This is a genomic window from Nonomuraea sp. NPDC050451, assembly GCF_044458585.1.
The window spans coordinates 227,742-252,013 of record NZ_JBITHZ010000014.1 but is presented as its reverse complement, the minus strand read 5'-3'; the positions used below and the strand labels follow the sequence as shown (position 1 = coordinate 252,013).

The 24,272-nt window shown below is 71.0% G+C and carries 27 protein-coding genes and 1 pseudogene; 19 read left to right on the top strand and 9 right to left on the bottom strand.

What is annotated here, in order from left to right; all coding sequences use genetic code 11:
* The first annotated feature begins 126 nt into the window (after positions 1-126).
* Genes ACIBI9_RS36255 through ACIBI9_RS36240 form a run of 4 tightly spaced genes read left to right on the top strand, consistent with a single transcriptional unit; the run spans position 127 to position 3,936 of the window.
* Entirely contained in the window at positions 127-1,119 is a 993-nt protein-coding gene (locus ACIBI9_RS36255; protein WP_397228891.1) for a sugar ABC transporter substrate-binding protein, read from the top strand.
* Between the two features lie 10 nt (positions 1,120-1,129).
* Entirely contained in the window at positions 1,130-2,092 is a 963-nt protein-coding gene (locus ACIBI9_RS36250) for an ABC transporter permease (RefSeq protein ID WP_397228889.1), read from the top strand.
* Positions 2,089-2,901 (top strand): ATP-binding cassette domain-containing protein, encoded by an 813-nt coding sequence (locus ACIBI9_RS36245; protein ID WP_397228887.1) that lies wholly within the window; start codon positions 2,089-2,091, stop codon positions 2,899-2,901. The genes ACIBI9_RS36250 and ACIBI9_RS36245 overlap by 4 nt, the downstream gene beginning before the upstream one ends.
* Before the next feature lie 24 nt (positions 2,902-2,925).
* Positions 2,926-3,936 carry a LacI family DNA-binding transcriptional regulator gene (locus ACIBI9_RS36240; RefSeq protein ID WP_397228885.1) on the top strand — a complete coding sequence of 337 codons (1,011 nt, stop codon included), beginning with the start codon at positions 2,926-2,928 and terminating at the stop codon, positions 3,934-3,936.
* Here ACIBI9_RS36240 and ACIBI9_RS36235 read toward each other — a convergent pair whose 3' ends face one another.
* Positions 3,937-4,665: an SDR family NAD(P)-dependent oxidoreductase gene (locus ACIBI9_RS36235; protein WP_397228883.1), complete on the bottom strand. Its 729-nt coding sequence runs from the start codon at positions 4,663-4,665 to the stop codon at positions 3,937-3,939.
* Positions 4,666-4,787: 122 nt separating this feature from the next.
* Between ACIBI9_RS36235 and ACIBI9_RS36230 the strand changes: the two genes are divergently transcribed.
* From ACIBI9_RS36230 to ACIBI9_RS36215, 4 genes are all read left to right on the top strand, one after another.
* Entirely contained in the window at positions 4,788-5,882 is a 1,095-nt protein-coding gene (locus ACIBI9_RS36230) for a glycerophosphodiester phosphodiesterase (protein ID WP_397228881.1), read from the top strand.
* Positions 5,883-5,937: 55 nt separating this feature from the next.
* Positions 5,938-7,338, top strand: a complete 1,401-nt coding sequence (locus ACIBI9_RS36225) for a tetratricopeptide repeat protein (RefSeq protein ID WP_397228879.1) — start codon at positions 5,938-5,940, stop codon at positions 7,336-7,338.
* A 74-nt stretch (positions 7,339-7,412) separates the two neighbouring features.
* Positions 7,413-8,240: a PIG-L family deacetylase gene (locus tag ACIBI9_RS36220; RefSeq protein WP_397228877.1), complete on the top strand. Its 828-nt coding sequence runs from the start codon at positions 7,413-7,415 to the stop codon at positions 8,238-8,240.
* 25 nt (positions 8,241-8,265) lie between these two features.
* Complete coding sequence (locus ACIBI9_RS36215) at positions 8,266-8,970, top strand: crotonase/enoyl-CoA hydratase family protein (RefSeq protein WP_397228875.1); 705 nt, start codon at positions 8,266-8,268, stop codon at positions 8,968-8,970.
* A 265-nt stretch (positions 8,971-9,235) separates the two neighbouring features.
* Here the strand turns inward: ACIBI9_RS36215 and ACIBI9_RS36210 are convergent, their stop codons facing one another.
* Positions 9,236-9,814 carry a TIGR03086 family metal-binding protein gene (locus ACIBI9_RS36210; RefSeq protein WP_397228873.1) on the bottom strand — a complete coding sequence of 193 codons (579 nt, stop codon included), beginning with the start codon at positions 9,812-9,814 and terminating at the stop codon, positions 9,236-9,238.
* On the opposite strand from ACIBI9_RS36210, the gene ACIBI9_RS36205 reads away from it, so the two are divergent.
* The 4 genes from ACIBI9_RS36205 (at position 9,815) to ACIBI9_RS36190 (ending at position 12,161) form a co-directional block, all read left to right on the top strand.
* Positions 9,815-10,366: a TetR/AcrR family transcriptional regulator gene (locus ACIBI9_RS36205; protein ID WP_397228871.1), complete on the top strand. Its 552-nt coding sequence runs from the start codon at positions 9,815-9,817 to the stop codon at positions 10,364-10,366.
* A 98-nt stretch (positions 10,367-10,464) separates the two neighbouring features.
* A complete protein-coding gene (locus tag ACIBI9_RS36200) occupies positions 10,465-10,869 on the top strand; it encodes a YybH family protein (protein ID WP_397228869.1) in 405 nt (134 codons plus the stop codon).
* 126 nt (positions 10,870-10,995) lie between these two features.
* Positions 10,996-11,358, top strand: a complete 363-nt coding sequence (locus ACIBI9_RS36195) for a VOC family protein (protein ID WP_397228867.1) — start codon at positions 10,996-10,998, stop codon at positions 11,356-11,358.
* Positions 11,359-11,987: 629 nt separating this feature from the next.
* Positions 11,988-12,161: a hypothetical protein gene (locus ACIBI9_RS36190; protein ID WP_397228865.1), complete on the top strand. Its 174-nt coding sequence runs from the start codon at positions 11,988-11,990 to the stop codon at positions 12,159-12,161.
* A gap of 151 nt (positions 12,162-12,312) precedes the next feature.
* Here the strand turns inward: ACIBI9_RS36190 and ACIBI9_RS36185 are convergent, their stop codons facing one another.
* From ACIBI9_RS36185 to ACIBI9_RS36175, 3 genes are all read right to left on the bottom strand, one after another.
* Positions 12,313-12,714, bottom strand: a complete 402-nt coding sequence (locus tag ACIBI9_RS36185) for a hypothetical protein (protein ID WP_397228863.1) — start codon at positions 12,712-12,714, stop codon at positions 12,313-12,315.
* Positions 12,644-12,955 (bottom strand): helix-turn-helix domain-containing protein, encoded by a 312-nt coding sequence (locus ACIBI9_RS36180; protein WP_397229013.1) that lies wholly within the window; start codon positions 12,953-12,955, stop codon positions 12,644-12,646. The genes ACIBI9_RS36185 and ACIBI9_RS36180 overlap by 71 nt, the downstream gene beginning before the upstream one ends.
* Positions 12,956-13,045: 90 nt before the next feature.
* On the bottom strand, positions 13,046-14,962 hold the full coding sequence (locus ACIBI9_RS36175) for a hypothetical protein (RefSeq protein WP_397228861.1): 1,917 nt from the start codon (positions 14,960-14,962) through the stop codon (positions 13,046-13,048).
* 74 nt (positions 14,963-15,036) lie between these two features.
* Here ACIBI9_RS36175 and ACIBI9_RS36170 point away from each other — a divergent pair, with 74 nt between their 5' ends.
* The 3 genes from ACIBI9_RS36170 to ACIBI9_RS36160 all read left to right on the top strand — a co-directional run bounded on the left by ACIBI9_RS36170 (position 15,037) and on the right by ACIBI9_RS36160 (position 17,534).
* Complete coding sequence (locus ACIBI9_RS36170; protein ID WP_397228859.1) at positions 15,037-15,498, top strand: RrF2 family transcriptional regulator; 462 nt, start codon at positions 15,037-15,039, stop codon at positions 15,496-15,498.
* A 45-nt stretch (positions 15,499-15,543) separates the two neighbouring features.
* Positions 15,544-16,710 carry a globin domain-containing protein gene (locus ACIBI9_RS36165; RefSeq protein ID WP_397228857.1) on the top strand — a complete coding sequence of 389 codons (1,167 nt, stop codon included), beginning with the start codon at positions 15,544-15,546 and terminating at the stop codon, positions 16,708-16,710.
* A gap of 86 nt (positions 16,711-16,796) precedes the next feature.
* On the top strand, positions 16,797-17,534 hold the full coding sequence (locus ACIBI9_RS36160) for a hypothetical protein (RefSeq protein ID WP_397228855.1): 738 nt from the start codon (positions 16,797-16,799) through the stop codon (positions 17,532-17,534).
* Between the two features lie 89 nt (positions 17,535-17,623).
* On the opposite strand, the gene ACIBI9_RS36155 is transcribed toward ACIBI9_RS36160, so the two are convergent.
* Positions 17,624-17,983 carry an ABC-2 family transporter protein gene (locus ACIBI9_RS36155; RefSeq protein ID WP_397228853.1) on the bottom strand — a complete coding sequence of 120 codons (360 nt, stop codon included), beginning with the start codon at positions 17,981-17,983 and terminating at the stop codon, positions 17,624-17,626.
* On the opposite strand from ACIBI9_RS36155, the gene ACIBI9_RS36150 reads away from it, so the two are divergent.
* Positions 17,969-18,178, top strand: coding sequence for a hypothetical protein (locus tag ACIBI9_RS36150; RefSeq protein WP_397228851.1), 210 nt, complete (start codon positions 17,969-17,971; stop codon positions 18,176-18,178). The genes ACIBI9_RS36155 and ACIBI9_RS36150 overlap by 15 nt on opposite strands.
* On the opposite strand, the gene ACIBI9_RS36145 is transcribed toward ACIBI9_RS36150, so the two are convergent.
* Together ACIBI9_RS36145 and ACIBI9_RS36140 are read right to left on the bottom strand one after the other, a co-directional pair.
* On the bottom strand, positions 18,168-19,784 hold the full coding sequence (locus ACIBI9_RS36145) for an IS200/IS605 family accessory protein TnpB-related protein (protein ID WP_397228849.1): 1,617 nt from the start codon (positions 19,782-19,784) through the stop codon (positions 18,168-18,170). The genes ACIBI9_RS36150 and ACIBI9_RS36145 overlap by 11 nt on opposite strands.
* 628 nt (positions 19,785-20,412) lie before the next feature.
* Positions 20,413-20,955 carry an LGFP repeat-containing protein gene (locus tag ACIBI9_RS36140; protein ID WP_397228847.1) on the bottom strand — a complete coding sequence of 181 codons (543 nt, stop codon included), beginning with the start codon at positions 20,953-20,955 and terminating at the stop codon, positions 20,413-20,415.
* 176 nt (positions 20,956-21,131) lie between these two features.
* On the opposite strand from ACIBI9_RS36140, the gene ACIBI9_RS36135 reads away from it, so the two are divergent.
* The 3 genes and pseudogenes from ACIBI9_RS36135 (at position 21,132) to ACIBI9_RS36125 (ending at position 22,815) form a co-directional block, all read left to right on the top strand.
* Positions 21,132-21,842 (top strand): FAD-dependent oxidoreductase, encoded by a 711-nt coding sequence (locus tag ACIBI9_RS36135; RefSeq protein ID WP_397228845.1) that lies wholly within the window; start codon positions 21,132-21,134, stop codon positions 21,840-21,842.
* Between the two features lie 13 nt (positions 21,843-21,855).
* A pseudogene (locus ACIBI9_RS36130) lies at positions 21,856-21,999 on the top strand (hypothetical protein); the annotation flags it as partial.
* Positions 22,000-22,080: 81 nt separating this feature from the next.
* Positions 22,081-22,815 carry a Stf0 family sulfotransferase gene (locus ACIBI9_RS36125; protein WP_397228843.1) on the top strand — a complete coding sequence of 245 codons (735 nt, stop codon included), beginning with the start codon at positions 22,081-22,083 and terminating at the stop codon, positions 22,813-22,815.
* A gap of 59 nt (positions 22,816-22,874) precedes the next feature.
* Here the strand turns inward: ACIBI9_RS36125 and ACIBI9_RS36120 are convergent, their stop codons facing one another.
* Positions 22,875-24,269 (bottom strand): SLC13 family permease, encoded by a 1,395-nt coding sequence (locus ACIBI9_RS36120; RefSeq protein WP_397228841.1) that lies wholly within the window; start codon positions 24,267-24,269, stop codon positions 22,875-22,877.
* Positions 24,270-24,272: the final 3 nt, after the last annotated feature.

Genomic DNA, 24,272 nt, shown 5'->3' with positions numbered 1-24,272 from the left:
TGCCGATTTGTTACGGCATGAGGGCATTGACGTTTCTCGGATGGGAGTCCATCATCGCAGCACAGCGGATGTCAACGTTGACATATGTCAACGATGACATCGGGTCCCCCCTGATAGGAACCGCCCATGAATGCAAAGATTTCGGCCGGACTCCTGGTCACCGCCCTTCTCGTCACCGGATGTGGCGGCGGGGGCGGAGGCGGCGGGCAGAGTGCCTCCGCGACGCCCAAGGTCGGCCTCATCACCAAGACCGAGACGAACCCGTTCTTCGTGAAGATGAAGGAGGGCGCCCAGAAGTCGGCGCAGGCCAACGGCATGGAGCTGATGACCGCCGCCGGCAAGTTCGACGGCGACAACGCCTCCCAGATCACCGCCATCGAGAACATGGTCGCCGCCGGTGTGAAGGGCATCCTCATCACGCCGAGCGACACCAAGGCCATCGTGCCCGCCGTCAAGAAGGCCCGCGACGCGGGCGTGCTCGTCATCGCCCTGGACACGCCGACGGACCCGCAGGACGCCACGGACGCGCTGTTCGCCACCGACAACCTCAAGGCCGGCGAGCTGATCGGCCAGTACGCCAAGGCCGCCATGGCGGGCAAGCCCGCCAAGATCGCCACCCTCGACCTGGCCCCCGGCATCACCGTCGGCCAGCTCAGGCACGACGGCTTCCTGAAGGGGTACGGGATCGCGGAGGGCGACCCGTCGATCGTCTGCTCCCAGGACACCAGGGGCGACCAGGCCAAGGGACAGACCGCCATGGAGAACTGCCTGCAGAAGGCCCCCGACATCAACCTCGTCTACACGATCAACGAGCCCGCGGCGCTGGGCGCGTACACGGCGCTGAAGGCCAAGGGCCGCGAGAAGGACGTGCTGATCGTCTCCGTGGACGGCGGCTGCACCGGCGTCAAGGCCGTGCAGTCGGGCGAGATCGCCGCCACGAGCCAGCAGTACCCGCTGAAGATGGCCGAGGACGGCGTCAAGGCGGTGTCGGAGTTCGCCAAGAGCGGCAAGAAGGCCTCCGGCTACACCGACACCGGCGTCACCCTGATCACCGACAAGTCCGTCTCCGGCGTCGAGGCCAAGGACACGGCCTTCGGCCTGGCGAACTGCTGGGGCTGACATGGCCGTCATGGAAGCGACGCTGCCGCGCCGCCTGATCTCGACGCCCGTCGCGGGCCCTCTGGCCGCGCTCGTCCTGGCCTGCGTGTTCTTCGGGCTCAGGACCGACCAGTTCTTCACCGGCCCGAACTTCTCGCTGATCATCCAGCAGGTCATGGTGGTCGGCACGCTGGCCATCGGCCAGACGCTGATCATCCTGACCGCGGGCATCGACCTGTCCAACGGCGCGATCATGGCGTTCGGCGGCATCGTGATGACCAAGCTGGCCGTGGACAGCGGCCTGCCGCCGGTCCTCGCCATCGCCGCCGGGCTCGCCGTCTGCTCGCTGTTCGGGCTGGTCAACGGGTTGCTGGTGACACGGATCTCGTTGCCGCCGTTCATCGTGACGCTCGGCATGCTGAACGTGGTCTTCGCCCTGACCCACATCTACTCCAACGAGCAGACGGTCACGGACCTGCCGCCGGTGCTGACGTTCCTCGGCCAGACGTTCCAGGTCGGGCAGACGAACGTCACCTACGGCTCGCTGCTGACGATCCTGCTGTTCCTGCTGTTCGCGTACCTGCTCGGCTCCACGGCCTGGGGCCGCCACGTGTACGCGCTCGGCAACAGCCCCGAGGTGGCCCGCCTGACCGGCATCAGGACGCGCCGGCTGACCATCGGCGTCTACACGCTGGCCGGCTTCGTGTACGGCATCGCCGCCCTGCTGCTGGTCTCGCGTACCGGAGTGGGCGACCCGCAGGCCGGCCAGACCGACAACCTGGACAGCATCACCGCGGTCGTCCTGGGCGGGACGAGCCTGTTCGGCGGCCGCGGCCTGGTGATCGGCACGCTGGTGGGAGCGCTCATCGTGGGGGTGTTCCGCAACGGGCTGCAGCTGATGGGCGTACCGTCGATCTATCAGACGCTCATCACCGGCATCCTGGTGATCCTCGCCGTCGCCGTCGACCAGCTCTCCCGCAGGAGGAACCGATGACGACCCCCGTGCTCCAGGCCCGCGGCCTGGTGAAGCGGTACGGCCACGTGACCGCGCTCGACGGCGCCGACTTCGACCTGATGCCCGGCGAGGTGCTCGCCGTCATCGGCGACAACGGCGCCGGCAAGACCAGCCTCATCAAGGCGCTCACGGGCGCGCTCCAGCCCGACACCGGCGAGATCCTGCTCGACGGCAAGCCGGTGCGCTTCCGCGACCCGCTGGAGGCGCGCCGGCAGGGCATCGAGACCGTCTACCAGGACCTCGCGGTGGCGGCCTCGCTCGACATCGCCACGAACATGTTCCTCGGCCGCGAGATCCGCAAGCCCGGCATCCTCGGCAGCGTCTTCCGCATGCTCGACAAGAAGCGCATGCGCGAGGAGTCCGCCCGGTACATGGCCGAGCTCAAGATCGGGCTGCGCTCGCTCACCCAGCCGGTCGAGTCGCTGTCCGGCGGCCAGCGGCAGGGCGTGGCCGTGGCCAGGGCGGTCGCGTGGGCCACGCACGTCGTGGTCATGGACGAGCCCACCGCCGCGCTCGGCGTCAAGGAGTCCGGCCAGGTGCTCGACATGATCAAGCGGGTCCGCGACGGGGGCACGCCGGTCGTGCTGATCAGCCACAACATGCCGCACGTCTTCGAGATCGCCGACCGCATCCACGTCCAGCGCCTCGGCCGCCGGGTCGCCCAGATCAAGCCGGGCGACCACAGCATGGCCGAGGTGGTGGCCATCATGACCGGCGCCCTCCAGGTCTCGGACGGCAAGGCGGTGGTGGCGGATCAGGGCGCCGCGGAGGCGATCGGGTTGTCCTGATGAGCGGCCACTAACATGGGCGCAATGCGGCGTCCGACGATGACAGATGTGGCGCGTGAGGTCGGCGTCACGGCGAAGACGGTCTCGCGGGTGCTCAACGACGACGGCCCGGTCGCCGTCGAGACCCGCGAGCGCGTCATGGCGGCCGTCAGGAAGCTGGGCTACCAGCCCAACCTGATGGCCCGCAACATGCGGGTCGGCGCGCGCGACGCCGCGATCGGCCTGGTCATCCCCGAGATGGGCAACCCGTTCTTCGGCACGGTCGCGGGCGGCATCGAGAGCGCCATCCGCGCCCGCGGCCTCACCCTCATCGTCGGCAACTCCAGCGAGACCGCCGACCTGGAGCAGTCGCTGATCGCGACGTTCCTGGCCCGCAGGGTGAGCGCGCTCATGGTGGTCCCCTCGGCCACCAGCGACCACCGCCACCTGCGCAACGAACGCGTGGCGGGCCTGCCCATCGTCTTCCTCGACCGGCCGGCCGTCGGCCTGACCGCCGACAGCGTGGTCAGCGCCAACCGGGAGGGCGCCAGGGCCGGCGTCGCCCACCTGATCGCCCACGGCCACCGCAGGATCGGCTTCGTCGGCGACGTGCCCGCCGCCCTCTACACGCGCCGCGAACGCTTCCAGGGCTACCGCGACGCGCTCGAAGGCGCGGGGCTGCCGTTCGACCGGGGCCTGGTGGAGACGGGGCACGACCAGGAGGCCGCGGCCCAGGCCACGATGCGGCTGTTAGCCCTCGACGATCCGCCGACCGCCCTGTTCGCGGGCAACAACCTGGCCTCCACGGGCGCTGTGGTGGCGCTGTCGCGGGCCCGCCGCAGGGACGTGGCGCTGGTGGGCTTCGACGACCTGCCCCTGGCCGAGTGCCTGGACCCGCCGCTGACCGTCGTGGCCCAGGACCCGGCGCGGATGGGGGCCGCGGCGGCCGAGCAGGTGCTGGCGCGGCTGGACGGCGACCGCTCCAAGGCCCGCAGGACGCTGGTGCCCACCCGGCTGGTCGTCCGGGGTTCGGGCGAGCTGCCCGCTCCCAGGTAGCTAGCGGGGGTAGGCGCCGCCGTCCAGGCTGAGGACCTGGCTGGTCAGGTAGCCGTTGCGCAGGACGGCCAGGGCCAGGTCGGCGACCTCCTCCGGCCGCCCGAAGCGGCCGACCGGGAGGTGGCTCGGGCTCGCCGTGGCCGGGAGCATCGCGGTGTCCTCGATCAGGGCGGGCGCCAGGGCGTTGACCGTCACGCCGTGCGAGGCCACCCGGGCGGCCAGGAAGTGCAGCATGCCGTGCAGGGCCGCCTTGGACGCGGCGTAGTGCGGGCCGACGATGCCGCCGGTGAAGGCCGCGATCGACGACATGAACAGCACCCGCCCGTACCCCCGCGCCGCCATCCCCGGCAGCGCCTGCTGCGCCAGCAGGAACGGCGCGCGCAGGTTGACGGCCATCGTGCGGTCCCACGTCACCGCGTCCACCGCCGTGTACTCCTGCTGGAAGGCATAGCCGGCGTTGGAGATCAGCAGGTCGACGGGGCCGAGCGCGTCGGCCGTGGCGCGCAGCAGGGCGACCGGGACCTGCGGGTCGGCCAGGTCGCCCGGCAGCGCGATCGCGTCCACGCCGGCGGCCCGCGCCCGCGCCACCAGGTCGTCGGCGTGCTCGGAGCGGGTGCCGTACGTCAAGGCGGTCCTGACTCCCGCGGCGATGAGGCGGCGTCCGATCGCCTGCCCGATGCCGCCCGACGCGCCGGTCAGCAGGGCCACGCGGCCAGTGAGTTGGGTCATGTCACCCAATCTTCCCCGTGACAGAGACGTTGACGGCACGTTGGAATGGGGCGTTTCCGTACGTCTTCCACTGTGTGCTCACGCGTAACTCGCGGTCCACCTGGGCGGTCTACGGTGCGCGCATGAGAATGCGCAGGTTACTCGCGAGTGTGCTGGCCGGAGTCGTCGCCGGCGGTACGGTCGCGGTCGTGCTGACCCAGACGACTCCCGCCACGGCCGACCGCCGCGGCCACGCACCCATCGTGATCGGCCACCGGGGCGCGAGCGCCCACCGGCCCGAGCACACGCTCCTGTCGTACGAGACCGCCATCGCCATGGGCGCCGACTACATCGAGCCCGACCTCGTCTCGACCAAGGACCACGTGCTGGTCGCCAGGCACGAGAACGAGATCTCCGGCACGACCGACGTGGCCGCGCACCCGGAGTTCGCCGACCGGCGCACCACCAAGACCGTGGACGGCCGGGCGATCACCGGCTGGTTCACCGAGGACTTCACGCTGGCCGAGCTGAAGACGCTGCGCGCCAAGGAACGCATTCCCGACCTGCGGCCGGACAACACCGCGTTCGACGGGCTGCCGGAGATCCCGACGTTCGAGGAGGTCGTGAAGCTGGCGCAGGAGCGCGGCGTCGGCGTCTACCCCGAGACCAAGCACCCGACGTACTTCGACTCCATCGGCCTGTCGCTGGAGGAGCCGCTGCTGGACGTGCTCAACCGGTATCGCGTGCGCAAGGCGTACATCCAGTCCTTCGAGACCGCCAACCTGCGCGAGCTGCGCGCCAGGACCCGCCTGCCGCTGATCCAGCTGATCACGTTCGGGGGCGCGCCGTACGACTGGGTCGCCTCCGGGAGTACCCGCACGTACGACGACATGGTCAAGCCGGACGGGCTGCGCGAGGTGGCCTCGTACGCGAACGGGATCGGGGTGGACACCCGGCGCGTGGTGCCCCAGGACGCCTCGGGCAAGACCCTCGAACCCACCACGCTGATCGCCGACGCGCACCGGCGCCGCTTGGACGTGCACGTCTGGACGGTACGGAACGAGAACTCCCAGCTGCCCGCCGACTACCGGCTCGGCAACCCGGCCAGCCCCGTCTACCCCCGGGCCACCGGGAACGTGATGGCGTGGCTGTCGAAGCTGATCGACCTGGGGATCGACGGGGCCTTCTGCGACGACCCCGCCATGGGCAGGGCCGTGGTGAGCGGACGGCAGGCGTAGGGACGCGTTGGGGCGTCGGCCTATTCCCCACCGGATCAGTGGGTACATTGGTCCGGTGAGGAACGACCAGCACGGCCTGGCGATGACCGGGGCCGGCGCCGCCGCGGCGCGGCACTACGACCGCGCGATCGACGAACTGCTCCACCTGCGGGTGGAGGTCGCCGCCGAGACCAAGGCGGCGCTGGCCGAGTCGCCCGACTTCCCGATGGGCAACGTCCTGAGCGCGTATCTCGGGCTGCTCACCACCGAGGTCGATGACGCGCGTAAGGCGCGGGGGCGGTTCGGCGCCTTCCGGGACAGGGTCGACGAGACGTCGCTGCTGCCCCGCGAGCGCGCCCACGTGGCGGCCGTGCAGGCGCTGCTCGACGGCGACTGGCTGACGTGCGGGCGGCTGCTCGGCGAGATCACCGTGGAGCACCCGCGCGACGCCCTGGCGCTGGTGGCCGGGCACCAGGTCGACTTCTTCACCGGCGACGCGCGCTCGCTGCGCGACCGGGTCGGCGGGGCCCTGAACGCCTGGCGGGAGGACGACCCGCACTTCGGGCACGTGCTGGGGATGTACGCCTTCGGCCTGGAGGAGGCGGGGCACTACGACCTGTCGGAGGAGACAGGGCTGCGGGCGGTCGAGCTGAACGCGCGCGACGTGTGGGGCATTCACGCGGTCGTGCACACGTACGAGATGCAGGGGCGGTTCGGGGAGGGGGTGCGCTACCTCGACGCGCGGGTCCCCGACTGGTCGACTGGAACGTTCTTCAACATCCACAACTGGTGGCACTACTGCCTGTACGCGCTGGAGTCCGGTGACGAGGCGCGGGCGCTGGCGATCTACGACTCGGTGCTCGCGGGCGGGGAGACCTGCATGGAGCTGCTGGACGCCGCCGCCCTGCTCTGGCGGCTCCACCTGGAGGGCTCCGAGCAGCACGAACGCTGGCGCGCTCTGGCCGACGCGTGGCCGGGCAGGGTGGCCGAGCCGTTCTACGCGTTCAACGACATGCACGCGGTCATGTCGTACGTGGGGGCCGGGCGGGTCGGGGAGGCGGAGAAGCTGATCGCGACGCGGGAGGCGTACGTGCTGGAGCCGCGTCCGGGCGTCACCAACCGGGACATGACGCTCCGGGTGGGCCTGCCGGTGTGCCGCTCGCTGGTGGCCTTCGGGCGGGGCGACTACGACGCGGTCGTGGACCTGCTCTATCCGGTCAGGCACCGGGTCAACGAGTTCGGCGGCAGCCACGCGCAGCGGGACGCCGTGCAGAAGACGCTGCTGGAGGCGGCCCTGCGGGCGGGGCGGCGGGATGTCGCGCGGGTGCTGGTGAGCGAGCGCGTCAGCGTCCGGCCGTGCAGCCCGTACAACTGGCTCAAGCAGGCCGCTCTCGCCGATGAGCTGGGCGAGCGGGGCGCCGCCACGGCCGCCCGCCTGCGCGCCGGCGAACTGGCGCGGAAGGGCGGCCGGTCTTAGCCGGGGAGTGGCCTGTAACGGCGGCCGGTCCTGGCCGGGGAAACTGTCGGAGCCGGCGGGTAGTGTTTGCGGCCATGGAACGGCAACTCACCCTGATGGTCGTACACGCACACCCCGACGACGAGTGCCTGAGCACCGGCGGCATCCTGGCCCGCTATTCCGACGAGGGCATCCGCACGGTCCTGGTCACCTGCACCAACGGCGAGCAGGGCGACGGCCAGGGCGGCGTGAAGCCGGGCGAGGACGGCCACGACGACGCGGCGGTGGCCGAGCAGCGGCTGGCCGAGCTGCGCGAGTCGGTGTCCCACCTGGGCATCGACCACCTGGAGCTGCTCGGCTACCGCGACTCCGGGATGCAGGGCTGGGACGCCAACGCCCACCCCGACGCGTTCGCCAACGTGCCGGTCGAGACGGCCGCCGCAAAGCTGGGCGCGTTGATGGAACACTACCGGCCGCAGGTCGTGGTGACCTATGACGAGACCGGAGGAGGCGGCTACGGCCATCCTGACCACGTCCAGGCCCACCGCGTCACGGTGGCGGCCGTCGAGCAGACCGGCATTCCCGACAAGTTCTACTACACGGCCATGCCCCGCTCCGGCATCAAGCAGATGTTCGAGATGATGCGGGCCAACGGGGTCGACCTCGGCGACTTCCAGCCGTCCGACGACTTCGGCACCCCCGACGAGCGGGTCACCAGCGTCGTCGACATCGCGCCGTTCGTCGAGCGCAAGCTCAAGGCGCTCAGGGCGCACGAGAGCCAGGGCGAAAACATCTTCCTGCTGCGCATGCCCGAGGAGGTGCAGCAGCAGGCGTTCTCGCACGAGGCGTTCGAGCGGAAGCTGTGCAAGGTGGACGCGCCCGACCATGAGGAGGACCTGTTCGCGGGACTGCGTGACGGCTAGCGTCCAGAACATTATTCTAAGCCCTATGGGCACCCTCGTCAGCTATCAGCTCAAGGATTCCGTCGCCACCATCACCATGGACGACGGCAAAGTGAACGCGGTCTCGGTCCAGATGCTGACCGAGCTCGGCGCCGCCCTCGACCGGGCGGCCGCCGACTCGGCGGTTGTGCTGCTGGAGGGCCGGGAGGGGGTCTTCTCGGCCGGGTTCGACCTGAAGGTGCTCGCGGCGGGCGGCGACGGGGCCCTGGCGATGGTGCGGGGCGGGTTCGAGCTGGCGGCGCGGCTGCTGTCGTTCCCGACGCCGGTGGTGGCCGCCTGCACGGGGCACGCGGTGGCGATGGGCGCGTTCCTGCTGCTGTCGGCCGACTACCGCGTGGGCGCGGCCGGGCCGTACCGGCTGGTGGCCAACGAGGTGGCGCTGGGCATCACGATGCCGTACGCGGCGCTGGAGATCCTCCGGCAGCGGCTGACGCCCGCGTGCTTCACGCGGGCGGTGCTGCTGGCCGAGACCTTCTCGCCCGACGACGGGGTGGCGGCCGGATTCCTGGACCGGGTGGTGGAGCCCGGTCGGGTGTCCGACGCCGCTCGTGAGACGGCCGAGGCGCTGACCGCCCTCAACATGAGGGCGCACGCGGCTACCAAGGCGCGGGCGCGACGGCAGACGCTGGAGGCGATGCGGGCGGGGATCGCCGAAGAGCTCGGCCCGGGGGCAAGCTGGCCGCCGGCGTAACCGGGCATCTTGCCGCCTGCCACCGGCACAGCGGGGCGCCCGCCGCCTTGCCTCCAGTGTGGCGGGGCGCCTACCGCCTGCCTTCCAGCGCAGCGGGCGTCTACGGCCTGGCCTCCGGTGTGGACGGGCGTCCGGCGCCTGCTCTCCGGCGTGGCGAGGGCAGGTGGACGTCGGCAGGTGGACGTCGGCAGGTGGACGTCGGCCGTGCAAGGGCGGGACCCTCTGCTGGGTAGCCCTTGGCGGCGTGGGCAGGCCGGCTGGATGATCAGCGCGCAGTCTCGGAGGTCACGGTGCGGCCGAGGAAGGCGAGGAGCCGCTGGTGAGCGGTGGCGCCGGTCGGCGCGGACAGTTCGGGGCCGAACATGCCCGGCCGGCGGAAGGCGTCGAAGTCCATGCCGCGCATGACCGCCAGCAGTTCCTCGCAGGAGCGCTGGTCGACGAGATGCTCCTGGTGGGTGGCGAGTGCCAGGTCGACGCCGTGCACCAGCACTTCGGTGAGGTGGATGAGCGCCGCCATCGTCCCCGGTACGGTGCCGAACCCCAGGCGCACGTTCGTCTCCAGGGCACCGGGGCGGTGCCAGGCCGCGCGGTCGAGGTCGGCTGCGACGGCGAAGGCGCCGTGCGGGTCGGCGCCCAGCCAGTCGGACTCGTGATCGGCCCCGGCCTCGCTCCCGGTGAGCTCGGCGGCGAAGATGCGCATGCCGCCCACCAGGTGGTTGAGCTCGGTGCGTACGTCCCACTCCGGGCACGGCGTGCCGGCTCCGAGCTGGCCGGGGTCGACCCCCTTGACGATGGCGGCCGTCATGTCGATGGCCCGGTCGATCTGCTCGATGACGCTGGTCATGTGCCCGGTGGCCGCAGCGCCCGCGTGCGGGCGGCGGTGCACCAAGCCGTCACCGACCTCATCGCCGAACGCGGCTACGGGAACTTCACGGTCGGCGAGGTCGCGGCCCGCGCCGGCGTGGCCGACACCAGCGTCTACCGCCGCTGGGGCAACCTCGAGGCCCTGCTCATGGACGTGGCGATCACCTGGCTGACCACGCAGTCGCCGATCCCCGACACCGGCAGCCTGGCGGGCGACCTACGCGCCTACGCCACCAACGTGGCCCGCGACGTCACCGGCGCCGACGGCCTGGCGGTCCTGCGCCTGGTCATCGCCCTGTCCACGGCGGGTGAGGACGGCCTGCGGGCGCGCGACACGTTCCTCGGCGAACGCTCCCGCCAGCTCCAGGCCATGCTCGACCGGGCCCGCGACCGGGGCGAACACCCGCCGGACGTCCTGGACGTCCTCGACCACATCCTGGCCCCGATGTACATCCGGATCCTGTTCGGAGCGGGCCCGCTCACTCCCGACTACGCCGGCACGCTGGTCGACCGCCTCCTGTCCCACAAGTGACCACGATCGTGATGGCTCGACGGACAGATGATCCCTACCGGCGCGTGCCCGTACAGCAGCCGCGACCGCGGGCCGAAATGTGATATGATCATTTTGTCATGGATAGTCATGACAGATTTCAGCCTCAGATACTTCTCGCCGGAGCCCCCGACGGCCCCGCGGCTCGCTTCGTCGCGGCCATGAACGCCGGCGATCCCCAGGCGATCGATCACGTCTACGAGGACGATGCCGTCCTCGTACCGGTGCCCGGCCATCCCGTCACCGGTCCCGCACGTCTCGCCGCCAACCAGCACCTGCAGAGCTTCGGGCTGCCGATCGAGGCTCGTCCGAGGCACGCGTACGTGGCCGGCGACATCGCCCTGCTCATCGTCGACTGGTCCATGCGCGGCACGGCACGCGACGGCACCGAGATCGACATGAGCGGCACCGCGACCGACGTCGTCCGCCGCGGCCCCGACGGCCGATGGCGCTACGTCATCGACAACCCCCACGGCACCGCCTGACCGGCTCAGTCGCCGAAATCGGCGACGTGGTCCCGCGCCCACCGGCCCATTCGGCCGAAATGCACGCCAGGAATTCGTCGGTCTGCGCGGGCCAGAGCTGGTCTGGTTCTACAGAAAGGGATATCTATGATCACCCATATCAACGTCGCCGTCATGTACGTGGCCGATCAGCAGCAGTCGGTGGATTTTTACGTCGACAAGCTCGGCTTCACCAAGACCGTCGACGCCGAGATGTGGCCAGGCGCGCGCTGGGTGGAGGTCAAGCCACCGAACGGACAGACCTCGATCACCTTGCACAGCGCGGAGGCGTTCGGTAAGAAGCCAGGCGAGGGCGCCTATCTCACCTTCGCCTGCGATGACATCGACGAGACGGTGCGTCAGTTGCGCGAGGTCGGCGTCACCGTGACCGACCCGGTGGAGGAGTCCTGGGGCACCTACATCAAGGCCACCGACCCGGACGGCCACGAGGTCCTGATCTCCAAGAAGTGACAGGCGAGGGGCAGATCCCAAGGAGGTGTTCCGCGAAGGCCGCCGCTACACGATCCGTGCCGGCACCTGCGGCCTCCCAGCCGACGCACCATCCCCCGCCCAGGCCCTTCTGAACCTTGCGCACCACGACCCCGCCCGGCACGTCCGGCGGGGTCTTTCCACGCGGCTCCATCACCATCGTGAACGTCGCGTTCATCACCATCTTGAGTGGCCGGCGACACCAAGCGAGGCCAGGCCCTCTCCCACCCCGACCTGCTAACGATCGTTTCTTCGCTTCCTCGACCACCAAAGGGTCTGTCGCCTCCCACGGCACGCAGGCCCAGGAGTCGTCCTCGGCGGCCTGACCATCCGCTGGCTCTACCCGAGTCGACAGAGCCCGCCCGCCGCGCCTTGCTCCACTGCGGACCGCATCCCGCCTTATGCCGGAGCGGCCGCGCCGGTACGGCAGGCAGCCGCCGACCCGGCCCCCAAGAGATCGCGGTGTCCGACTCGACCTCCCTCCGGCACGACGACCAGCCGCCGACTTCGGTGTTGTTCGCGTGCGTGCACAACGCCGGCCGCTCCCAGATGGCCGCCGCCTTCCTCACCCGTCGGCCCGCCGAGCGATCGAGGTGCGCTCGGCCGGGTCTGTGCCCGCCGACCAGGTCAACCCGGCCGTCGTGGCGGCCATGGCCGAGGCCGGCATCGACCTGGCCGGTGAGATGCCCAAGGTGTTCACCATCAAGGCGGTGCAGGCCGGCGGTACGGTCATCACCATGGGCTGTGGGGATGCCTGCCCGCTCTTCCCCGGCAAAACGCCATGAGGACCGGCCGCTCGATGACCCGACCTGGCTCGTGCTCGTCAGGAGCTTGTGGAGGACTTCCGCCAGTTCCTCGGCACCCGGCTGGATCCCTGCGGGCGCCGGCCCCGTCCTCGGCTGCTCGGGGACGGGACGCGGGTCACTGAGCCTGCGCCTAGGAGACGCGTTCGGCGTTGGAGATGTAGCCGCCTCCGCCCGGGTAGACCCAGGCGCCGTTGAGGGTTGTGTCGTCGGCGCTGAAGGTGCCCTGGTAGTAGGCGGGTGAGCCGCGCTCGCCGGCCCAGATGGTGAGGGTGTCGCCGAGGATCTCGTAGGTGTAGTCCAGGGTGCTGCCGTCATCGCCGTAGTAGCGGGAGGTGATGTCGGCGCCAGGTTCGGCCATCAGCTTGCGCCCCCGGCCGATGATCTCGATGCCGAAGGTGTCACCGAGCTGGACGTCCTGCTGGAGGAAGTGGTCGTTCATCCAGCGGTAGGTGACGGTTCCCTCATGACCGCCGGTGATCTTCCACGTGCCGACGAGCCGGGCCAGGGCCTGCAGTGCGGGGTCGTTGCTCATCGCGGTCTCCCTCGGAGTGAACGCATGTCGCCAGTTCTGACCACGTGCGGCACCGAAACTCATCGGTCCCGCGTGAGGGCGCGGCGGCGGGCGGGTCGTCGTTCTCCAGCGCCCGGTAAAGCGTGGAGCGGCCGGCACCGAGCTCGCGGGCGATCCGGGTGACCGACTGGCCGCGCTCACGGCGGGCCCGGGCCGCGGCCGCCAACGCCCGCCCGGCGCTATTGGTCCTCGAGCAGGGCACGTGGCGGCGGGCGCGGACGGCGCTGCCTGAACCGCAGCAGGGCACGTAACAGCGGGTGCGGACGGCTCAGCGGGCCCTGCCTGCCGTTCTTCAGGTCCGGCGGAGGCGAGCGGAGGCCGCCTCGGCGCTCGCGACGATGTCGAGCGTGCCCCAGCGGACAGGCCAGGAGAAGCGGCGGTCGACGGTCCAGGCCAGGACGGCGTCCAGGGAGTCCAGGCGGTCCCCGTCGGCGATCACCAGGGCCGCGGCGGGACCGACAGCCGGGTCGGCGATGGCGCACCACGAGGAGTCCGCCAGGGGAAAGGCGTCCGACCGGAACATCCCGTGCAGGGTCGCGCAGTCGTCGTCGAGCGGACTCCGTTCACTGTCGAAGTACCGGCCGAACACGAAGTCGCCCAGCACGGCACCGGTGAAGGCGCCGACGAAACGGAGCGTCTGCTCGCCGATCAGCGCGAGCACCCCGTCCGCGCCCCACAACACCGCCTCCGTCCCCTCCGGCACCTCGATCGACGCGACCCGGGCCGGTTCGCCGCCCAGCGACCACACCTCCGCCCGCCCGTCGGCGGTCAGGCACGCGCCGAAGTCCCCGGCGCTCTCCCAGGCCCAGGGGCGCTGCCGGCCGTCGTAGAAGTACCGGCCGATGCGCTTCGTGGTGGCGATGGGCAGGTGGTACCGGTGGCGGCCGTGCGCGTCGTAGACGTCGACGCCGCCGCCGTTCTCCACCACGACCGCCAGCCGGGCCTCGGGCCCGCGCATGCCCCAGTGCAGCGACCCCTCGGCCTGGGGCGCGGGGTCGCCCACCGGCCGCCCGGTGTCGGCGTCGAAGACGGTCAGCCGGCGCGGGCGGCCCGGCGTCAGCGCCGCGGCGTACCGGTCGTCCGGGCTCCACGCGACGGGGCCGGCGGTCAGCGCCAGCCAGCGCATCCGCCCGCCCGGGAGATCGACCACGGCGGCCCATGTCTCGTTGTCGCCGAGCAGCCGCCCGCCGTCGCGGGACCAGCGCACTCGGCGGAAGGAGAAGGAGTCGTCCTTGAGTCGCTCCTTCGCCTCCTCCGGCAGCGGTTCGGTCAGCATGGCCGGCTCGGGGCCCGTGTTGTGGAGGCGGTAGTCGTTGTAGAAGACCTTGCCCTCGTCCAGCGCCGCGACGCAGCCCATCATCTCGTGCTCGCTGCTCATCGAGATGTAGGCCCGGCGGCCGTCGGGGGCCAGGGCGAAGATGGCCGCGGCGTCGTACCCGTCCGTCACGTCCGCGCTCCCGTACGGACTGGTACGCGCGCCGAACGGGTCCCACACTCCGACGTTGTTCGTGCAGAACGCCAGCGCGACCCGGGTGCCGTCCGCCGACCACTGCACGGTGTCGCGGCGGCCGGGCCAGCCGACGCCGTACATGATGTCGATCGAGTTGACGACGCGCCCCGTGGCCATCTCCCACACCTGCAGGGGACCGGTGCCGTCGTAGTTGTCCTTCGTGAGGCCCCGGCCCGTGGCGAGGTAGCGGCCGCACGGGCTGAGCGCGTAGTCCTGAAAACCGCCCCCGAACATGGTGTACGGGTGACGCAGCCGCGCCCCGCGCTCGCGCAGGCGCTCGGTGGCCAGCAGGTGCGCACCGGTGACGCCGTGCCGCTCTTCCACGCCGGCCAGCAGGGCACGCAGCGGGAGCAGGTCCCGTTCCGGCTCGAACGCCGACCAGTCGGCCTCCTCCAGCAGTTCGAGCAGGGCCGCGGGATCGTCGCGCGCCGCTTCCAGATCGGGGAAATCTCCGTACCCCGCACGTCCGGCCGGCGCCAGCAGTTCCGTCACCGGCAACACCGGCACGCCCAGCCGCTCCGCCGCACGGACGCGCTCGTTCGGGTGACCGCCGTCGTACCCGTCGAACACGACGTCCACGGAACGCGACACCTCGTCCACGACGCTCGCCCCGGCCTCCTCAAGCCGCGCCTTCAGGCTCGCGACGGACTCGGTACGGAACCTGCCCGCCACGACGACGGTCCTGCCTCGAAGATCCATAGCTGGGCAGGATAGAGGAAACCGCGGCGGAGCAGGCTGCCGTACCACTGCGGGACACCCCCTACCGTGGGTGCATGCGCCTGACCGCCTTCACCGACATCTCCCTGCGCATCGTGATGCGGCTGGCCGTGGCGGATCCGAACGACCTGCTGACCACGCGGGTCGCCGCCGAACTGCTCGCCGTCCCCTACACCCACGCCGCCAAGGCCGTCGCGAGGCTGAGCGAACTGGGCGTGGTGGAGGCCAGGCGAGGCCGTGGCGGCGGGTTGCAGCTCACCGCGACCGGGCGCGACGCGACGGTCGGGGGCCTGGTCCGCGCGCTCGAGGCCGCGGGCGACGTGGTGGGGTGCGAGGACGACCCGCCCTGCCCGTTGCGGGCGGCCTGCCGGTTGCGCTCCGCGCTGCGCCAGGCTCAGGAGGCCTTCTACGCCTCGCTCGACACGATCACGGTCGCGTCCCTGGTGGAATCGCCGACCGGGCCGGTCCTGCTGTCCTTGACGCCCCCCGGGAAGGGCACCGACCCCACCCTTGCATAATATGAATCCCAGATACCAATTTATGGTCCTTTCTGGGAGGTCTTCATGCTGTCCGCTGAGAGCGCGGCGATCGTGGCCGAAACCCTGCCCGTCGTGAAAGCGCGGCTCGAGACGATCACGGCCAGGTTCTACGAGTCCATGTTCGCCGACCGCCCTGAGCTGCTCGACGGGCTGTTCAACCGCGGCAACCAGCGCAACGGCGAGCAGCGGCAGGCCCTGGCGGGCGCCTTCGCGGCGTTCGCGGGCGCGCTGATCGCGCAACCGGACGAGCGCCCCGACGCGCTGCTGGGGCGCATCGCGCACAAGCACGCGGCGGTGGGGGTGACCGACGACCAGTACGTGATCGTCCACAAGTACCTGTTCGGCGCGATCGCCGAGGTGCTCGGCGACGCCGTCACGCCCGCGGTCGCGGCGGCCTGGGACGAGGTGTACTGGCTGATGTCGGGCGCGCTCATCGCCATCGAGGCCCGCCTGTACGCCGAGGCGGGGGCGCGGAACGGCGAGACCTGGCGGCAGTGGCAGGTGGTGGAGCGGCGCGAGGAGACCGCGGACGCCGTGTCGCTGGTGCTGCGACCGGTCGGCGACGCGCCGGCCCCGCCCGCCCGGCCCGGCCAGTACGTCAGCGTACGGGTACGGATGCCCGACGGCGTCCGCCAGCTCCGGCAGTACACGCTGTCAGGGCACGGCGCGGACGGCCTGCGCCGCATCACGGTCAAGCGAGTCGGCGACGGCGAGGTGTCCAGCCTCCTGCACGCCACCGTCAAGGAGGGTCACGAACTGACCCTGTCCGCGCCGTTCGGCGACGTGGCGCTCGACGGCGGCGAGGCCCCGCTCGTGCTCGTCTCGGCGGGCATCGGCTGCACCCCCATCACCGCGATGCTGGAGCACCTGGCGCTCACCGACGACACCCGCCGGGTCCTGGTGCTGCACGCCGACCGTTCCCCGGCCGCCCACGCCCTGCGCGCGGACATGGAACGCCTGGCCGACACCCTGCCCGGCGGGGAGCGGATCTTCTGGTACGAGGAAGGCCACCCCCGTACCGGGAGGATGTCCCTGGACGACGTGGACATCCCGGCGGGCGCGGTCGTCTACATGTGCGGGCCTGTGCCGTTCATGCGGACGGCGCGCGGCGAGCTCATCGCGGCCGGGGTCGCCCCGCGCGACATCCACTACGAGGTGTTCGGCCCGGACCTCTGGCTCGGCGCGGCGTGAGAGCGGCCAGCAGCCGCTGATCACGAAATCGCGGCATTGTGTGACTGGCGCGAACAGGAGTGTCCGAGGCGAGGTCGAAGGGAGATGTGCACCGACTCACGCTCCTCGCCCTGGCTTCGCTGCTCACGCTCACCGCGTGCACCGCCGACCCGGCCGTGCAGGATGCACAGGATCACCTCGACCAGATCGCCGACCTGCTGACAGGTTTCGACCCGTGGGTTCCTGAAGACGTCGGCTACTACCTCACGCGGGACGAGGAATATGTCACGGTATACGACGTCTCCAGCGGTGACCCAAGACGCGTTCGGATCAAGGTTCGCGGCAAGGACCGCACGCCCCGGCCTCCTGTGCACTCACCAGGTGTTTCGTCGCCTGCAGTGTCGGTGTCCCTGTGCTTCGACTTGGAGGTGGTGCTCTTCCACCCCGTAGCGAAGGATGCCAGGGTCACCAAAGATGACCGAAGAGTGAGCGTCACCGAGATCGACTGCCCGGAGGGCAGGCCCCGCGTTTTCCGCCCTCCGGCTGCGCTGCCGGCCCAGACTCATCCGTGGCTGAAGAAGCATCTGCTCACGACTCTTGATCTCGGGGCCGCCCGCCGTGCGGTGCGTGGCCTGAACCTCGACCCGCGGATCCGCCAGGACGTGGCTGAGTTCGACGGCAAGATCGGCATCGCTCTGCAGGAGCCGGACGGGGGCTGCCTGTTCGCCCGGGTGTGGCCTCCGACTGTGCAGGTATGGAGCCCATGGCGGCCATGGGCGCCTCCCGTGCTGCCCGCCGAACGCGCCTGCAGCGCCGCTCAGGCCGCAAGCGGCTACTCCTACTGATCAATGACCGACGCTCTGGTAGTGGTCGAGCTGACGCCGCCAGGCGAGGTACGCCAGCATGATCAGGATCACTCCCACCAGCAGGGCGGTCAGTGCCCAAGGCTGACGATCTTGCCCAGCACGACGTCCGCGGGCACGTACGCCACGAACGCGACCGGCAGCACGAACGTGAGCAGCCACTCCACCACGCCACCGAAGATCCTCATCGGGTACGAGCCGAACTTGCTGAAGACGTCGTGGACGAAGGCCCGCAGGGCGAAGGTGTCGATCATGCGGAGCGACAGGGAGCAGAGCGCCAGGAAGAAGGCGGCCTCGATGAGGGCGCCGCCGATGATCGCCGTCAGGCAGAAGACGATCAGCCAGGCGTTCCACCGGACCTGTGCGTTCTGGCTGGCCACAGCGAGCAGCGTCAAGCCCACGAGCAGGTTGCCGAATTGGGCGATGCCCATTCGCTTGCCCATGAGCTGGACGAGGGGTTCGCCTTCGTCTCCTTCCCATCGCTGGCGGGCTGGGGCTTGGCGGAGATCGCCTTCCTGCACGGCCTGCGCCTGACGGCCCACGCCCTGGCCATGATCCCCCTGATGGGCATGAACGACATCCATTGGCTCGTCTGCTACGCCCGCTCAACCGTTCCTAAGGACTGAGCATGAGTGGCACATGCTCAGTCGAACGCTCCGAGCGGTGTTGAGCGTTCTGGTCGCCCGCGTACGCTCCGCGTCCGGCGCCGACGGATCGTGTCCGTGGTCCGGGGATGCGGGGGCGGGGTCCCTCACGCCCGCGGGCTTCCGGTCCGGCCTGGACGGTCCGATGCCCCTGTCCATCGCTCCGGTGAGCAGGGGGCGGTGCCGTCCGTCGCCGGATCGGATGCCCTTGGGCGCGTCTGCCGATCGCCACGGCGGCTGCGTCGTGGCGGGTGGTCGTGCGTTTGGTGGTGGTGAGGGGTTGTTGCCAGTGCTGGGCGCCCCACCGGGAGGTGTAGGCCGGGTCGGCGGCGATGATCGCGATCCCGCTCTGGTCAGCCATCGAGGTCAGCCGGGCGCGCAGCCTGCTCGTGGGCATGCCGGAGATGAGCCGGCGGAAGCGTTTGCGGCGGCCATGCTTCTCCCGGGTCTTCTCCTTGGCGAAGTCGAGGTCTTCGATGGCGATGGCGTTCACGCCGCAGGCTTTTGCCCAGTGCAGGAGCCGGTTCAGGGCGTGGCGGACCTGGGCGTCGCGATGCCCGGCCGACCCGCTCAGGTCGTAGGAGAAGCGGCGGGGGTTGCCGATCGGGTTGCCGTGGGTGTCCAGGTGCCAGGCGGCCAGGTGGTCGGCGTTGGTGTCCACGCCGATCACCCTGTGGGCGAGCGCGGTGGTCATGGGCACGGCCGGGGCTGCGGGAATCTGCCAGGAGGCGGTGATGTACCAGCGGTCGCGTTGCACGTCCAGGTGAATGCGGTAGGCCACGGCCCGGTTGGCCTCGATCCGATCAGCCCACTCAGTGGCCCGGTGCGCGAAGGCCACCCGGCAGGCGAGCACGTAGCGGCCATGCGGCGCGTTCGCGTGATGCGCCAGCGGCGCGGGCAGCCGGATCGACACCTCGCCGTCGGGGCTGATGCGGATGGTCTCGTTGCCGAAGCGTTTCCCGGACTCGCCGTCAGCGGCCAGAAACCAGCGCTCGGCCTCCCACCGCTGCCGCCACTCAGCCTCGGTCAGACCCGCAGCCTCCACGTTGTGGCGAGTGTTCAGCAGGCGCTTGCCGCCCCGCACTACGCGCACCCGCCCGGCCTGCTGGTCGGCCCGCCGGCGCTGCAGCCGGTCTTGCAGGAGGCGCAGGCGGCGGGACTTGGCGAACCACTCCTGCCGCGAACGGTATCCGCCCGGCTCCGTGCGGGTGCCCTTCTTCCCGACGGGCAGGGACAGCCGGCGGGTGATCGTGGCGATGGCGGCCTGGAGGTCGCGGATGTGGTCGGCCTGGCAGCGGCGAGCCAGCGTCCACTGATCGTGGGACGCTTTGGTGATGGCCCCGGCCCAGCGCGCCGACGACAACGCGGTCAGCTCGCGCTTGCGCGCCGCCCAGGTCTGGGCGCAGTGCCCCAGCCCGTCGGCGCACCTGGTCTTCAGGTCGGCGGAAGCCAGCGCGCCCAGATGCGCGCCGACCAGGCGCAACACCTTGTCATCCTCGGGCGTGAGGTGTTTGAGCCGGTCGCGGACGGCGACACCAGACGGACCAGGTGCCACGAACGCGGCAGCGATCGGGCGCAACTCAGCCATGCTGGAGGGCCTTCGATGCGATGACAGCGCGATCCGGGGCCGTCCGGCGAGCACCGGCGGTCGGCGCCGCTGGATGGCGGTCGAACGGGCACGCTCGCATGACTGGCACTCGGCCCCCTCCCGGAGTTCACGTTGCGTGGCCGTAACGATACCAAGAGTTTACCCTGCTGGGTAGAACATGTGCACGAGACTGTTGGTGGATGCGCAACGCAGCCTCCGCAGGCCGAGCTGGGACCCGCGCCCGGCGCGACAGCAGCATGAGCGTAGGAGGACTGGCTGCTGCGCGCACATGCCGTCGAGTCCGCACTGCGGCGATGGCGTAACCAGAGTCACATCATGCACCTTCATGCACACTCAAACACCAGCAGCTCCAACCCCTCGACCCGGATCATGCAGGAATACTTTCTGCGGGGCACGCGTACTACAACTTATTTTCATGACCATCGGGGCGGGTGGATCCGGTCGCCATCGAGCAGTTCGGCCGCGCGCATCCGCTCGCCCGGTACCGTGCTGCTGGACGACCGTGGCCACGTCGCTCTGCTCAAGCTGTGTCCGGCCCGCGCCGCCGATGCCAGGCCCGGGGCTGCAGTGCACGGGGCATCGCGGCCGGGCCTGAGCTCGGCGGGCCCTAGCTGGAGGTGGCTGCGACCCAGAGGGTCCACCCCTGACGGCAGGTGTCGGAGGGGAACTTGTTGTCGCAGCCCATGACGGTGAAGCTGACCCGCTTCCCCGCGCCGGGGTAGACCACGAGGCGCCCGCGCGTACGCGGTTGGTCCTTCAGCTTCAGCTCGCCCTTCAGCCCGCCGCTGAGCGTCACCCTGTAGTAGTCGTAGTTGAAGGGCGTGGTCGGCCCCCAGCGGAAGACCAGGCCGTTCCTGCCGTTGATCTTGGCGGAGTAGGCAGCGACCATCATCTTCGGGCCCTGGTCCGGTGACCAGGCGATCTGGCCGTCGTCGAAGTTCTGTCTGCGGCCGTTGCGGTTCGGCACGCTGCGCTCCTCGTCGGTGGGGCAGCCGATGATGGCGTTCTCCCCGCCGAGCGAGCTCCAGTAGTCGCCGATCAGCCCGTACGGCTGGATCTCGCACGAGCTCGCGGAGGCCGGCTGGGCGACGAAGGCCGACCCGGCCACGACCATCGCCGCAGTCGCCGCGATGCGAAATGTCTTGTTCATGTCTTCCTGCCCTTCGGGAACGATCTCTGCCTTGAAGGTAGGCAGGATCGGACAGGGCAGCATGAGTAGGGCCTACTCATGTGTCGAAACCGGTGGGTACGACTGTGTACGTCACCGATTCGACCGGACCGGTTGCGGCGGCATCGTGAGGGCATCGAATCCGATGGGAGAACCCCATGAACGAGACCGACGTCATCGTGGTCGGCGCCGGGCCGACCGGGCTCATGCTGGCCTGCGAGCTGGCCCTCGCCGGCGTCCGCTGCCGCCTCTTCGAACGGCGTGCCGAACAGCCCAACATCACCAGGGCGTTCGCCGTCCACGCGCGCACCCTCGAACTCCTCGACGCCCGCGACCTCGCCGACGACCTCCTGGCGCGCGGGGTGAAGGTGCACGAGGTCACGCCCGCGCCCGGCGCCACCCTCGACCTGCGCTCGCTGGAGACCAGGTTCCCGATGATCCTCATCGTGCCGCAGAGCGGCACCGAGCACGTGCTGGAGGCCCGCGCCCGCGAGCTCGGCGTCGAGATCGTGCGCGGGGCCGAGGTGACTGGCATCCGGCAGGACGCCCGGCGGGTGGAGCTGGACCTCGCCGACGGCGGCACGGAGTCGTCGGCGTACGTCGTCGGCTGCGACGGCGCCCACAGCGCCGTACGCCGCCTGATCGGGGTCGACTTCGCCGGCCGGCAGTACGAGACCCACATCCTGCTCGCCGACGTGCGGCTCACCGCCCCGCCCGAGCAGGCCCTGTTCGCCACGGGGAACGACGCGGGCGTGGTGATCATGATCCCGTTCGGCGACGGCTGGTTCCGGGCCATCGCCTGGGACCGGTTGCGCGAGCAGATCCCGCTGACCGTGCCGCTGCCGGTGGACGAGATGCGCGACGCCTGAGGTCCAGGTCACGCGGTACGCGGGCCCCGCGCGGCGGGGCCGGCCGGCGGCGGTCCTGGTCCGCCCGGACGGGTACGTCGCCTGGGCGAGCGGCGGGCACGCCGACCTGCCCGCCCGCGCGGCGGCCGAGGCGGCCCGCTGGAGCAGCCCTGCTTGAGTGCCCGGGGTGGCACGCCTCGTGCGCGCGTAATCCGGTTGCGGAAAACCTGCCTGATCGCCTTGTCTGGACGCCGTGACCATGCCGACAGCGGACTCGTACTTCGTCTGCGCCACCCCGCGCACCGGCAGCTCCCTGCTCCTCGGCCTGCTGAAGTCCACCGGGGTGGCAGGCAGGCCGCAGGCGTACTTCCGGGAGCCCGACGAGGCCCTGTGGGCCGAACGCTGGGGGCTCCCGAGCACCGCCGGCTACGGCGAGTACGTGCGGGCGGCGCTCGCCGCGGGCCGGACGGAGAACGGGGTGTTCGGCGCGAAGCTCATGTGGGGGACGCTGGACCACGTGGTCGCCAGGCTCGGCCCGGCCCACCCCGGCCTGGCGGGTCAGGACGTGCGGCTGCTGGAGCGGGCCTTCGGCCGCACGCGGTTCGTGTACCTGCGGCGCGACGACGTCCTGGCGCAGGCGGTGTCCTGGCTGCGCGCCGAGCAGACCGGCACGTGGTACGTCGGCGGCGACGGCGAGATCGGCGGCGGCGCGCCGAGCGGGCGGGCGCCCGGCTACGACGCCGCCGGCATCGGGGCGCTGATCGAGCGGATCGACGAGCACAACGCGGCCTGGGAGAGGCGGTTCGCCTCGTGCGGCGTGCGGCCGCACCGAGTGCGGTACGAGGACCTCGACGCGGACCCGGCGGGGGTGACCCGGGGGATCCTCGCTTTCCTGGGGCTCGACCTGCCCGAAGGCCGCGCGGTCGTGGCCGGTCACCGCCGCCAGGCCGACGAGCTGAACGCCGCCTGGATCGAGCGCTACCGCCAGGAGTGAACGGCCCGCAACCCGCAGAGGCCCGCGCTCCCCGGGTTGCGGGGCTTCTCCGGACGGCGTCAGCCGAGCCAGCCGGGCGCCACCAGCACGGCCCAGGCCGCCAGGGGGCCCACCACGACGATCGCCGCGCCGTACGTCAGGAGCTTGCGGTAGAAGGCGTCCCGCTCCATGCCCCTGACGTTGGCCACCAGCAGCGCCCCCGTCGTCGAGAACGGGCTGACGTCCACGATGGCCGACGACACCGACAGCGCCGCGATCATCGCGACCGGGCCCAGGGTGCCCTGGTTGAGCAGCGGCACGGCCAGCGGGACCAGCGCGCCCAGGATGCCCACCGTCGAGGCGAACGCCGACACCACGCCTCCCACGTAGCAGATGAGCAGCGCGACCAGCAGCGGGATGCCGATCGCCGCCACCGCCGAGCCCACGTAGTCGACGGTGCCGATCTCCTGGAGCACGCCCACGTACGTGACGACGCCGCAGATCAGCAGCACGGTCGGCCAGGCCACCCGCTCGACGGCGCCCTTGTTCGTCCTGGGGGAGGTGAGGGACAGGACGACGGCGACGGTGACGGCGGTCAGGCCGACGTCCAGCTTGAACACCAGCACCGCCAGGCAGAGGGCGACGATGCCGGTCAGGGTCAGCGCCTGATGCGGGGTGAGGCGCAGGCCACCGGAACCGGCGTCGGGGACCGGTTCCGGCGCGGCCTCGTCCGCGGTCTCCACGGAGACGGACGTGGCCGCGGCCCCGGGGGCGGACCCGCCCGAGGACGAGGCGGGGGAGGCGGGCGAAGGGGTCGGGGCGGACCCACCAGGCGAAGGGTCGGGCGTGCCGGGGGAGACGGTGCCGCGGCTGACCAGGTGACGGCCGCCGAAGATGAAGAACACGACCGCCGCCGCGGCCGCGTTGAAGGCGAAGCTCGACAGGAACAGCACCAGGTTGTCGCCGGGCAGCTTCGCGTCCCTGGTCACGCCGTTCACGATCCCGCCCAGCACGCTGATCGGCGAGAACGCGCCCGCCTGCGTGCCGTGCGCCACCATGAGCCCGATCAGCATCGGATGGATCCGGTAGTCGGCCGCGAACCCGAACGCGATGGGCGCCAGGATCGCCGCCACCGCCGGAGCCGGCGCGCCCACGGCCGTCAGCAGCGCCGCGATGGCGAACACCACGATGGGGATGGCGGCCAGCCGGCCGCGCACCAGGTGCACGGCGGCCCGTACGAGCCAGTCGACCGTGCCGTTGTTGGTGGCGATCGCGAACAGCAGCGTCACCCCGACCAGGATCACGAACAGGCTGCCGGGGAAGGCCCCCAGGATGTCGTCCGTGCTCATCCCGGCGGCCAGCGTGCCGACGAGGAAGGCACCGACCAGGGCCAGCGCGCCCAGGTTGACGGGGAAGACGGTCGCGATGACGAACATGACGATGAGGGCGAGAATGGACAGGAGCTCTGCGGACACTGA